At 74.1% G+C, this 12,588-nt stretch carries 6 protein-coding genes and 1 pseudogene; 3 read left to right on the forward strand and 4 right to left on the reverse strand.

Features of this window, described 5'->3' with window-relative positions; translation table 11 throughout:
* Positions 1 to 14 precede the first annotated feature (14 nt).
* From ACFUJY_RS27910 to ACFUJY_RS27920, 3 genes are read left to right on the forward strand one after another with little or no spacing between them, the layout of a single operon-like run.
* Complete coding sequence (locus tag ACFUJY_RS27910) at positions 15 to 2,255, forward strand: WD40/YVTN/BNR-like repeat-containing protein (RefSeq protein WP_383304736.1); 2,241 nt, start codon at positions 15 to 17, stop codon at positions 2,253 to 2,255.
* A gap of 15 nt (positions 2,256 to 2,270) precedes the next feature.
* A complete protein-coding gene (locus ACFUJY_RS27915; protein WP_383304738.1) occupies positions 2,271 to 4,247 on the forward strand; it encodes a beta-galactosidase in 1,977 nt (658 codons plus the stop codon).
* Positions 4,244 to 6,472: a glycoside hydrolase N-terminal domain-containing protein gene (locus tag ACFUJY_RS27920; RefSeq protein ID WP_383304740.1), complete on the forward strand. Its 2,229-nt coding sequence runs from the start codon at positions 4,244 to 4,246 to the stop codon at positions 6,470 to 6,472. The genes ACFUJY_RS27915 and ACFUJY_RS27920 overlap by 4 nt, the downstream gene beginning before the upstream one ends.
* Before the next feature lie 21 nt (positions 6,473 to 6,493).
* Here ACFUJY_RS27920 and ACFUJY_RS27925 read toward each other — a convergent pair.
* From ACFUJY_RS27925 to ACFUJY_RS27940, 4 genes and pseudogenes are all read right to left on the reverse strand, one after another.
* Positions 6,494 to 7,504, reverse strand: a pseudogene (locus ACFUJY_RS27925) (LacI family DNA-binding transcriptional regulator); the annotation flags it as partial.
* A 190-nt stretch (positions 7,505 to 7,694) separates the two neighbouring features.
* Complete coding sequence (locus tag ACFUJY_RS27930) at positions 7,695 to 8,948, reverse strand: cytochrome P450 (protein ID WP_383304742.1); 1,254 nt, start codon at positions 8,946 to 8,948, stop codon at positions 7,695 to 7,697.
* On the reverse strand, positions 8,945 to 10,240 hold the full coding sequence (locus ACFUJY_RS27935) for a cytochrome P450 (protein WP_383304744.1): 1,296 nt from the start codon (positions 10,238 to 10,240) through the stop codon (positions 8,945 to 8,947). The genes ACFUJY_RS27930 and ACFUJY_RS27935 overlap by 4 nt, the downstream gene beginning before the upstream one ends.
* Positions 10,241 to 10,387: 147 nt before the next feature.
* Positions 10,388 to 12,454: a phosphocholine-specific phospholipase C gene (locus ACFUJY_RS27940; protein WP_383304746.1), complete on the reverse strand. Its 2,067-nt coding sequence runs from the start codon at positions 12,452 to 12,454 to the stop codon at positions 10,388 to 10,390.
* Positions 12,455 to 12,588: the final 134 nt, after the last annotated feature.

Consider the following 12,588-nt stretch of genomic DNA (forward strand, 5'->3'; position numbering starts at 1 on the left):
GGAAGGTGTCCGCCATGCACGCTTCGTCCGTGCCCACGCCCCGCCGCAGAACCGTGCTCGCCGCGACCGCCGTCGTCGCCGCCGCCACCGCGCTCCCCGTCGCCGGCCCCGCGTCGGCCGGAGAGCGCCGTCACGGCCGCCGGCACCAGCCCCACCGGTGGCGGACCGCGGCGATCGGCGGCACCGGGTTCGTCACCGGGCTGCTGTTCCACCCCTCGGTGAAGGGCCTGGCCTACGCCCGGACCGACATCGGCGGCGCCTACCGCTGGGACGCGGTGCGGGCCCGCTGGACCCCGCTCACCGATCACATCGGCTGGGACGACTGGAACCTCCTCGGCATCGAGGCCATGGCCGTCGACCCGGCCCACCCGGACCGCCTCTACCTGGCCTGCGGCACGTACGCGCAGTCCTGGGCCTCCCCCGGCGCGGTGCTGCGGTCCGACGACCGCGGCGCGACCTGGGAGCGGGCCGACCTGACCGTGCGGCTCGGCGCGAACGAGGACGGGCGCGGCACGGGCGAACGGCTGCTCGTCGACCCGCGCGACAGCGGGGCGCTGTGGCTGGGCACCCGGCACGACGGGCTGCTGCACTCCTCGGACCGGGGGGCCACCTGGGCGCCGGCCGCCTTCCCCGCGACCCCGTCGGAGACCGGCCAGGGCGTGACGTTCCTCGTCGCGGCGGGCCGGACGGTCTACGCGGGCTGGGGCGACGGCGGCGACGCGCTCTACCGTACGGACGGCAGGGGCGGCTGGGAGGCGGTCCCCGGGCAGCCGTCCGGGAGCGCGGCGGTGAGGGTCCCGGTGCGGGCCGCGTACGACGCCCGGGGGCGGGCGCTGTACGTGACCTACGCGGACGCCCCGGGGCCCAACGGGCAGTCCGACGGCTCGGTCCACCGGCTCGACACGGTGACGGGTGCCTGGAGCGAGGTGACGCCGGTCCGGCCCGACGCCGCCGCCGGGGACGGCTTCGGGTACGGCGGGGTCGCGGTCGACGCGCGCCGGGCCGGCACCCTCGTCGTCACCACCAACAACCGGTGGGCCCTGATCGACACGGTGTTCCGCTCCACGGACGGCGGCCGGAGCTGGACCTCGCTGAAGGACACCGCCGTGCTGGACGTCTCGGAGACGCCGTACCTCCGCTGGGGCGCGGAGCCCAAGTTCGGCTGGTGGACGCAGGCGGTCGCCGTCGACCCCTTCGACTCGCACCACATCGTGTTCGGGACCGGCGCGACCGTCTTCGGGACGCGCGACCTCGTCCACTGGGCACCGGAGATCCGGGGCCTGGAGGAGTCGTCGGTACGCTTCCTCGTCGCACCGCCCGGCAAGGGCGCCCGGCTCCTGAGCGGTCTCGGCGACATCGGGGTGATGTACCACGACTCGCTGACCGCGTCCCCGTCCCGGGGCATGGCCGCGAACCCGGTCTTCGGCACGGCCACCGGCCTCGCGGTCGCCGCGCTGAAGCCCTCGTACGTGGTGCGCACCGGCTGGCCGTCCGGCTCCGACGCGGCCGGCGCCTTCTCCCGCGACGGGGGGCGGAGCTGGCAGCCGTTCGCCGCCCAGCCCGCGATCGCGCCCTCCGCGCCCGGACCCGTCGCGGTCTCGGCGGACGGCTCGACGCTGCTCTGGTCGTTCATCCACTGGGACGGCACCAAGTACCCCGCCCACCGGTCCTCCGACGGCGGTGCGAGCTGGGCCGAGGTGGCGACCTTCCCCAAGGGCGGCGCCCCGGTCGCTGACCCGCTCGACCCCCGGCGCTTCTACGTGTACGACACCGACACGGGCACCGTCCTCTTCTCCCTGGACGCCGGGGTGACCTTCACCAGGGGCGCGACCGGTCTCCCCTCGGGGGACGCGCAGTTCAGGATGGCGGCGGCGCCCGGGCGCAGCGGCGACCTGTGGCTGTCCGCGAAGGACAACGGCCTGTTCCGCTCCACGGACGGCGGGCGGACCTTCGCCGCCGTGCCCGGCTGCCAGGCGTCCCATGCGCTGGGCTTCGGCAAGGCCGCGCCGGTGCGGGGCCGCAGGCGGCCGGGGGCCGGCTATCCGGCCGTCTTCCAGACGGGCAGGGTCGCGGACACGTACGACGGTGTCGCGGTGCTGCGCTCCGACGACGCGGGCCGGTCGTGGGTGCGGATCAACGACGACTCCCACCAGTGGGGCTGGACCGGCGAAGTGATCACCGGCGACCCCCGCGTCCACGGCCGTGTCTACCTGGGCACCAACGGCCGCGGCATCCAGTACGCAGAACCTGAGTAGGAAACCGGAGACGCCATGCCGTCCCTGCGCGACGCGGCCCGTGGCCGCATCCTCTTCGGAGGCGACTACAACCCCGAGCAGTGGCCCGAGGAGGTGTGGGAGGACGACGTCCGGCTGATGAAGGAGGCCGGGGTCAACTCCGTCACCCTCGGCGTCTTCTCCTGGGCGAAGATCGAACCCCGCCCCGGCGCCCGCGAGTTCGGCTGGCTGGACCGGCTGATGGACCTGATGCACGCGCACGGCATCGGCGTCGTGCTCGCGACGCCGACCGCCTCCCCGCCGCCCTGGATGGGGGCGCGCCACCCGGAGACCCTGCCGCGCGCGGAGGACGGGTCCATCGTCTGGTACGGCTCGCGCCAGCAGTTCTGCGCCAGCTCGCCGGTCTACCGCCGTTACGCCGCCGCGCTCACCGAGGACCTGGCCGCGCGGTACGCGGAGCACCCGGCGCTCACCGTGTGGCACATCAACAACGAGTACTGCACGCACTGCTGGTGCGACGAGACGGCGGGCCACTTCCGCCGCTGGCTGCGCGACCGGTACGGGACGCTCGACGCGCTCAACGAGGCGTGGGGCACGGCCTTCTGGAGCCAGCGCTACGACGCGTGGACGGAGATCCTGCCGCCGCGCAAGGCGCAGTACATGAGGAACCCCACCCAGGTGCTGGACTTCAAACGCTTCACGTCCGACGCGCTCATGGAGTGCTTCACCGCCGAGCGGGACATCGTCGCCCGGCACACCCCGCACATCCCGGTGACGACGAACTTCATGCCGCTGTGGTCCGGGCAGGACGCCTGGGCCTGGTCGGCCCAGGAGGACATCGTCTCGGTCGACGTCTACCCGGACCCGCGCGACCCGTGGGGCGGGCAGTACAACGCCATGCTCGCCGACATGACCCGCTCCCAGGCCGCCGGTCCGTGGATGCTGATGGAGCAGGCGGCCGGCGCGGTGAACTGGCGGGGCGTCAACCACCCCAAGCCGGAGGGGCTGAACCGGCTCTGGTCACTCCAGTCGGTGGCGCGCGGCGCCGACGCGATCTGCTACTTCCAGTGGCGGCAGTCCCGGCAGGGCTCCGAGAAGTTCCACTCGGGGATGCTCGGCCACGCCGGTGAGCGGGGCCGCGCCTTCCGTGAGACCCGGCAGCTGGGCGGCGAGCTCGCCGCGATCGGCTCCGCCGTGTCCGGTACGGGCGTGACCGCCGAGGTCGCCGTCCTGCACGACTGGGACGCCTGGTGGGCGGGCGCCCAGGAAGGCGGCCCGTCCGCACTCCTCGACTACGCGGAGGTGATCCGGCGCTGGCACCGCGCCCTGTGGGAGAACGGCACGCCCACGGACTTCGCCCGTCCCGACGCCGACCTCGGCCGGTACAAGGCGGTCCTCGTCCCGCACCTCTACCTGCTCGACGACGCGGCGGTCGACAACCTCGTGGCGTACGCGCGGGGCGGCGGGCGCCTGGTGTGCGGGTTCTTCAGCGGCATCACGGACGTGGACGACCGCATCCGGCCGGGCGGCATGGACGCCCGCCTGCGCGAGCTGTTCGGGATCGCCACCCTGCACGAGTGGTGGCCGCTGGACGCGGACGAGGCCGTGGAGTGCGACGGATTCCGGGGCACCCTCTGGTCGGAGGAACTGGAGGCGGCCGAGGGCACCGAGGTGGTGGCCGCCTACCGCGACGGCGAGCTCGCCGGGCTGCCCGCCGTGCTGCGCCGGGGCGGCGCGGTGTACGTGTCCACGCTCCCCGAGCCCCCGGCGCTGCGGGCCCTGCTGGCCGACGTGGTCCGGGAGGCGGGCGTCGAGCCGGTCCTCGCCGGGCTGCCCGAGGGGGTGGAGGCGGTGCGCCGGGGCGAGCTGCTATTCCTGCTGCACCACCGCCGCGAGATGGTCACCGTCGCCGTGCCCGGCACGTACGTGGACCTGCTCACCGGGCGGGCGGTGACGGACCGGATCGCGCTCGGCCGCTACGGCGTCGCGGTGCTGCGGAGATCCGCGCCGTGACCGGGCGCGCGGACATCGACTCCACCTGGGAGCCGCGCCCCGCCGCCCGCTGGGAGGACGCGTTCCTCGGCGGCAACGGCCGGCACGGTGCCATGGTGTACGGCGACCCCGCCGACGACCGCGTGATCGTCAACCACCACACGCTGGTCCGGCCCAACGGCAGTCGGCACGTCCGGCCGCCGGAGCTCGCGGAGCGGCTGGGCCGGCTCCAGAGCGCGCTGCTCGCCGGGGACGCCCGGGCCGCGGAGCACTTCGGCGCGGGCCGGCCGCTGGTCTGGGTGCAACCGTTCCACCCGGCCTTCCAGACCCGCGTCCGGCCGGTCCCCGGGAACGCCGCCGACCCGGCGGCGGCCTACCGCAGGTCGGTCGACTTCGCCACCGGTGAGATCGGCGCCGGCTGCGAGTCGTGGCGCAGCCGGGTCTTCGTCTCGCGCGCCGACGACGTGATCGTCCAGTACGTCACGGGGCCGGGGCTGGCCGTGGACGTGACGCTCGACCACGCCCTGCCGGGTGCCCCGCCCCGGCTGGCCGTCGGCCGGAGCACCGTGCTCACCCCGGACGGAGCCCGGCTCACGCTGCGCGCGGGCTACCCCGACAGCGACCTCGCGTACACCGGCGCGACGGTGCTCCGCACGGAGGGCGGGCGGGTTTCGGTGGCGGGCGAGGGCGTCCGGGTCGAGGGGGCGAGGAGCCTGTTGCTGCTGACCCGGGTGCACCGGCACGCGGGCCACCTGGACCTGGCGGCGGAGTGCGCCGCGCTGCCCGGTGACGGGTACGACGCGCTGCTCGCCCGGCATGTGGCGCTGCACCGGCCGGCCTTCGAACGGGCGGCGCTCACCCTGGACGCGGACCCGGCCGAACGGGCGCTGCCCGGCTCCGAGCTGGTGCGGCGGCCGGACAGCCCGGCGCTGCTGGAGCGGCTGTGCGCGGCGGGCCGCTACCACCTGCTGTCCGCGTCCGGGGCCCTGCCGCCCCGGCTGACCGGGCTCTGGACGGGCGACTGGGACACCGCCTGGTCGGGGGCCTTCACGACGAACGCCAATCTGAACCTCCAGATCGCCTCGGCCGCGGCGGCGGCGCTGCCCGAGGTGTCCGAGGCCCATGCGGCGCTGGTGTACGGGCAGCTCGCGGACTGGCGGGACAACGCCCGGGCGATCTTCGGGGCGCGGGGCATCGTGGCCCCGTCGCACACGGACGGCGAGTCCGGGCACACCCGCCACTACCAGCGCGCCTACCCGCTGCACCTGTGGACGGCCGGCGCGGACTGGCTGCTGGAGCCGCTGATCGAGCACGCGGAGACGACGGGGTCCGAGGACCCCCGGCTGACCGCCGCGCTGCACGAGACGGCGCTGTTCTACGAGGACTTCCTCACCCGGACCGGCCCGGACGGGCGGGTGGCCGTCGTGCCGTCGTACTCGCCGGAGAACCGTCCGGCCAACGCGAGCTGGGGCACGATCGACGCGACGATGGACCTTGCGGCGGCCCGCCACGCGCTCACCGCGTCGGCCGCCCGCTGCGCCGACGGTGCGACGGCCGAGCGCCGCCGGGCGCTGGCGGACCGGCTCGCCGACTACCGGGTCAACGAGGACGGCGCGCTCGCCGAGTGGGCGTGGCCGGGCCTGGCGGAGACGTACGACCACCGCCACCTCAGCCACCTGTACCCGGTGTGGCCGCTGGACGCGATCAACCCGTACGACACGCCCGGCCTGGCCGCAGCCGCGCACCGGGCGCTCGAACTGCGGGGCGCGGAGAACGACTCGGCCCACGGCCATCTGCACCACGCGCTGATCGCGGCCCGGCTGCGGGACGGGGTCCGGGCCTCGGCGGCGGTCCGCTCGGTGCTGGCGGGCGACTTCTTCCACGACTCGCTGATGAGCGCCCACTACCCGGCCCGCAACGTGTACAACGCGGACGCGGCGCACGCCCTGCCCGCGGCCGTGATCGAGTCACTGGTCCAGTCGGCCCCGCACCGCCTGGTCCTGCTGCCCGCACCGCTCGCGGGCTGCCCGGCCGGTGAACTGCGCGGGGTGCGTACGCGGTTCGGGGCGACCGTGGACCTGCGCTGGCGGGCGGACGGCACCGCGACGGCGGTGCTGCGCCCGGAGCGGGATGCCCGCCTCGATGTCCGTACGGGCGGCGGGCACGTGCTCGCCGGTACCGTCTCGGCGGCTCCGCTGGAGCTGACGGCGGGCGTGGACCACGTCGTGGAGCTCGGGCCCCGGTAGGCGCGGGGGTCGGCTCACGTGTCACACGGGGGCCGGCCCGGTGCTCTCCCGCACCGTCAGTTCCGGGGCCAGCAGCTCGACTTCGTCCGTGCCCCGGCCGGACAGCTTGGCGACGACGTGTTCGACGGAGCGGCGGCCCATCTCCTGGGCCGGTATGGCGACGGAGGTCAGCCGCACCGATGCCTGCGTGGCCACCTGCTCGGGGCAGATCGCCACCACCGAGACGTCCTCGGGGACGGCCCGGCCCTGCTGGCGCAGCAGGTTGAGCAGGGGCTCCACGGCCGCCTCGTTCTGCACGATGAAGCCGGTGGTGCCGGGGCGCTCGTCGAATATCCGGGACAGGGTCTGGGCCATCGCCGCGTACCCGCCCTCGCAGGGCCGGTGCAGGATGCGCACGCCGGTCTCCTGGGCCTTGGCCCGTACGCCGTCGACGGTCCGCTCGGCGAATCCGGTGTGGCGCTCGTAGACCGCGGCGGCCTCGCCGATGACGGCGATCTCGCGGTGCCCGAGGCCGGCCAGGTGCTCCACGCAGAGGGCCCCGGTCGCCTCGAAGTCGAGGTCCACGCAGGTGAGTCCGGCGGTGTCGGCGGGCAGACCGATGAGCACGGCGGCCCGGTCGGTCTCGCGCAGCAGGGGCAGCCGCTCGTCGTGCAGTTCGACGTCCATCAGGATCATCGCGTCGGCCAGCGAGCTGCCGGCGATCCGCCGCACCGCCGCGGGCCCCTCCTCGCCGGTGAGGAGCAGGACGTCGTAGCCGTGGGTGCGGGCGGTGGTGGCGACCGCGATGGCGATCTCCATCATCACGGGCACGTACATGTCGGTGCGCAGCGGCACCATCAGCGCGATGATGTTCGACCGGCTGCTGGCGAGCGCCCGGGCCCCGGCGTTGGGGTGGTAGCCGAGCTGCTGGATGCTCCGCTCGACGCGCTCGCGGGTGGCGACGGAGATGGAGCGCTTCCCGCTGAGGACGTAGCTCACCGTGCTCGCGGAGACTCCGGCGTGCTGCGCGACCTCGGCCAGGGTGACCATGCGGTTCTTCCTCACCGGTCGGATGTGGCGAAGCGCTTCAACTCCGCTCTCTCCACCCGTGACGTGGAGAGACAGCGCGAGCCTAGCCCTGCCGTGACGGCATGTCCAGACCACTGTCGAAGCGCTTCGACACCCCTGTGCGCGCCGGCTACCGCCACGATATGCCCGCCGCGCCCTTACCCGTCACCCCGGCTCAGCCGCCGAGCAGGACGGGGAAGGACTCCATGTCGTTCTGCGTCATCACCGGGAGGTTGCGCAGCTCGGCGTCGGGGATCGCGAGCCGCAGGTCCGGGAAGCGCGCGAAGAGCGCCGGCAGGGCGATGCCCGCCTCGACCCGGGAGAGCGCGGCGCCGGGGCAGATGTGCGGGCCGTGCCCGAAGGTCATGTGCCGGATCGGGGTGGGGCGCGTGATGTCGAAGGCGTCGGCGTCGGGGCCGTGCTGCTCCGGGTCGCGGCCGATCACCCGGTACGAGATGACCACGCCCTCGCCCTTGGCGATGACGGCGTCGCCGACCTCGATGTCCTCGGTGGCGAACCGCATGAGCAGATGGGTGGTCGGGGTGTCCCAGCGCAGGGTCTCCTCGATGACGGTGTCCCAGGACACCTCGCCGTCGAGGACCATCCGGAGCTGGTCGGGGTGGGCGAGCAGGGCGCGTACGGCGTTGAGGATGAGCCCGATCGTCGTCTCGTGCCCGGCGGCGACCATCGCCTTGAGATTGCCGATGACCTCCTCCTCGGTCAGCGGCTCGCCGCCCTCCTCGGCCAGGATCAGCGCCGACGTCAGGTCGTCGGTGGGGTGCGCGGTCTTCTCCCGCACCAGACCGGCGTAGAAGACGTCCAGGTCGGCGAGGAGCGCGAGCCGCTCGTCCTGCGGGGTCAGCATCGAGAAGAATGCCTTGTACTGACGGGTCAGCATGGCGTTCTCCGCCGGGTCGACGCCCATCAGCATGCCGACCACCCGCATCGGCAGCGGCTGGGCGAAGACCGACTTGAGGTCGACCACGGCCCCGTCCCGGCCGCCCTCCTCCAGGGCGTCCAGCAGTTCGGCGGTGAACTTCTCGATGTCGGGGCGTATCGCCTCCAGGCGGCGGGGCGTGAGCGCCTGGGAGGTCTTGGTCCGCAGCCTGCGGTGCTCCGCGCCGTCCACGGTGAACATGGACCGCCCGGCGTCGATCATGCCGATGAGCGGCCAGGCGCGCGTCACCTCACCGGTCTGCCACAGCTCCCAGGCGTCGATGTCCTTGACCAGGCGCGGGTCGACCAGGAGCCGCCGGGCGTCCGCGTGCCGGGTGAGGGTCCACGCCGACACGCCGAGGAGCTCGATCCGGGCCAGCGGGCCGGCTTCGCGCAGCCGCGCGGTCTCGCCGTCGAGGTCCCGCACCATGGGGTCGATGACGACGGCGGCACCCTGCTGGGCCGCGGCCCGGGCGGCATGGGGGCAGTTCACGAGGAGTCTCCTGTCGTGCGTACGGGGGTGAACCGGACGGGGAGCGTGGTGTTGCCGCGCAGGAAGGGGGAAGGCCGACGGACCAGGTCCTCGACGGCGACGTCGAGCCGGAGGTCGGGCAGCCGGTCGAGCAGCACCTCGATGCCCGTCCTGGCGATGATCTCGGCGATCTCCTGGGCCGGGAAGGGGCACCGGTACTCGCCGTGGCTGAAGGCGAGGTGTGCGCCGTTGCCGCCCTGGGCGGGGCCCGCGCCGCCGGAGACGCCCTGGCGGATCAGCGGGTCGGTGTTGGCGGCGCCGAGCCCGAGCAGGAGCATGTCGCCGGCCCGGATGCGCTGCCCGCCCAGCTGGGTGTCGCGCGCGGCCCAGCGGCCGGCCAGGATCTGGGTGGGGGTGTCCTCCCACAGCACCTCGTTCATGGCCTCGCCGATGCTGCGCCGGCCGCCGGCCATGGAGTCGGCGAACTCGTCCTCGGTGAGCATGAGCCGGACCGAGTTGCTGATCCAGTCGGCGGTCGGGAGGTGCCCGGCGGCCGTGACGGCCATCAGGTCGAGCGTGTACTCCTCGTCGGTGAACACGTCCGGGAAGTCCAGCATCCGGGAGGTCACGTCGTCCCCCGGCTCGGCCCGCTTCGCGGCGAGCAGCCGGGCCATGTGCTCCCCGAACCGCTGGTGGGCGCTCTGCGCCTCCGGCCCCCCGTCCGCGAGGTCCTTCAGCACGCGCGCGATGGCGGCGCCCTCCTCGTCGGGGAATCCGATGAGCCGGGCGAGGACGAGCACGGGGAGGGGTTCGCAGAACTCCGCGACGAGATCGGCGGTGCCCCGGGCGCACACCGCGTCGATCAGCCGGTCGGCCAGCTGCTCGCAGTGTTCCCGGATGCGGAACGGATCGGCGCCTTCGAGGGCGGGGGTGACCATGCGGGCGTGCCGCAGGTGCTCCTGGCCCGCGCTGAAGTAGATGGACGGCAGGGGCCGCCCGACCATCGGCAGCAGCGGCCAGTCGTCGGGGACGTTCGGCCACTGGTTCCACAGGCCGACGTCGCGCGGGAACAGCCCGCCGTCACTGGTGACCCGGTGGAGCTCCCGGTATCCGATGACCAGCCAGGCCGGGAAGCCGCCCAGCAGCTCGACCGGGACGACCGGCCCGTGCTCCCGGCGCATCGCGCGGTAGACGCTCTGGGGCTCGGCCTGGAAGCCGGGTCCCCAGAGCGGCACGGCGCCGGCGTGCGCGGGGCAGCCGGACGGGGCGTTCGGGGACGCCGGCGCGGACTCGGCCGGGGAGGGGCGCGTCATAAATCCTGACTCCTGTGGCGAACGACTGCACGCGCCAAGATCACGCGGTCAACTCTCGCTCACTATAAGGATTTTATGTGCGTCAGGACGGTCATTCGCGATCAATCCCGAACCGTGGACGGTCGTACGCCCGGTCCGGGCGCCCCCTCACCCGGTCAGCAGCCCCGGGTCGCTCACCCCGGGCGCTCCCGTCTCGACGTGCCCGGCGAAACGCCGCACGAAGGTGGCGTCCGCGTCGCTCGTGACGGTGACGTCGTACCAGCGCCGGCTGCGGCGCAGGTCGAGCGTGTGCGCCACGGACCGGCCCGCGCGTACGGCGAACGTCCGCACCTCTCCCCCGTACGCGGCGGCGCTGCGCAGGGTCAGCCGGACGGAGCCGGTGCCGGTGTGGGTGAGCGTGAGTCGGAGGTTGCCGGTCGCCGCGTCGTGCCGGGCCGTCACCTCGGGCCCCGCGGTCCCGCCGGGGCCGCGGAAGGTGCGCAGGAAGCCGTTCGGGCCGTGGACGGTGAGGTCGGTGACGCCCTGCGAGTACGCGGTGTTCCAGGTGTCCGCGACCGAGGCGCCCGCGTGCGTGGTGTAGGTCCAGGGCCCGTCCGTGCGGTTGCCGGAGGTGACGAGGAACTGCGCGCCGGCCGCCGGTCCGCCGCCGAAGGTGAGCCGGAAGGTGCCGGCGTCCGGGTCGGCCGCGCCGTCCACCAGGGGTGCGTAGGGCAGCGGGCGGGTGGGACGCGCGCCGGGCTCCTGCTTCGGCACCGCACCGGCGGCGGGCGGTGCGGGCACGTAGTCCGGGTGCCGGTCGCCGTCCGGGGGCTCGTAGGCGGCGGTGGACGGCAGCTCGGGCGCGGAGGGGTCCGTACGCCGGAAGTCGAACGCGGAGGTGAGATCGCCGCAGACGGCCCGCCGCCAGGGCGAGATGTTCGGTTCGCGGACCCCGAAGCGCCGCTCCATGAACCGGATGACGGAGGTGTGGTCGAAGACCTCCGAGCAGGCGTAGCCGCCGGTGCTCCACGGTGACACCACGGTCATCGGCACCCGCTGGCCGAGCCCGTAGGGCCCCGCCGCGTACCGCAGGTCGCCCGGGAAGTAGTCGGCGGCGGTCTCCACGGTGGACAGCCCCTGCGCGGGCCCGGACGGGACGTACGGCGGGACCACGTGGTCGAAGAACCCGTCGTTCTCGTCGTAGGTGATGAAGAGGGCGGTGCGGCCCCAGACCTCCGGGTCCGAGGTCAGCGCGTCCAGGACCTGCGCGATGTACCAGGCGCCGTAGTTGGCGGGCCAGTTGGGGTGCTCGCTGTACGCCTCGGGCGCCACGATCCAGGACACCGAGGGCAGCGTGCCGGCCCTGATGTCGGCCTTCAGGTCGTCCAGCAGACCGCCCCCGTTCCCGAGGTCGCTGCCGGTGCGGGCCTTGTCGTACAGGGGGTCCCCGGGCCCGGCCTCGCGGTAGGAGTCGAAGTACAGCAGCGAGTTGTCGCCGTACGTGCCCCGGTACGCGTCCCCGATCCAGCCCCAGGACCCGGCGGCGTCCAGACCGTCACCGACGTCCTGGTACACCTTCCACGAGACCCCGGCCTCCTCCAGGCGCTCCGGGTAGGTCGTCCAGCCGTACCCCCGCTCGTCGTTGCCCAGCTCGGGCCCGCCCCCGGCGCCGTCGTTGCCGGTGTAACCGCTCCACAGGTAGTAGCGGTTGGGGTCGGTCGAGCCGATGAACGAGCAGTGGTAGGCGTCGCAGACGGTGAACGCGTCGGCGAGCGCGTAGTGGAACGGGATGTCGTCCCGGGTGAGGTGGGCCATCGTGGTCGCCGTCTTGGCGGGCACCCACCGGTCGTAGGCCCCCTTGTTGAACGCCCGGTGCCCGCCCGCCCAGTCGTGGTTCAGGTCCTGGAGGAACCGCATCCCCAGCGCGTCGGCCGGCGGCCGGAACGGCAGCACCTCGTTGCCGGCCGCGTCCGCCTGGTGCCAGACCGGTTTGCCGCTGGGCAGGGTGACGGGGCGCGGGTCGCCGTAGCCGCGTACGCCCTTCATCGTGCCGAAGTAGTGGTCGAAGGAACGGTTCTCCTGCATCAGGACCACGATGTGCCCGACGTCCTCGATGGTGCCCGTCCGCCCCCGCGCGGGAAGGGTCGCGGCGCGGGCGATGCTGCTCGACAGGGCGGTGAGCGCGACGGAGCCCCCGGCGAGCTTCAGGAGCCGGCGACGGTCGATTTCTGCCATGGGTGGGAGCCTTCGCGGTGGGGGGACGGCGGGCCGAACAGTCGGCGTACCTACCCACCGGGGCCGGGTCCATTCCCCGGGCGCCCCGGAAACTGCCCGGACCGGGCAGCGACGCGCCCGCGAAGCTGCCGACT

Source organism: Streptomyces sp. NPDC057249 (genome assembly GCF_042669245.1).
GTDB lineage: Bacteria > Actinomycetota > Actinomycetes > Streptomycetales > Streptomycetaceae > Streptomyces.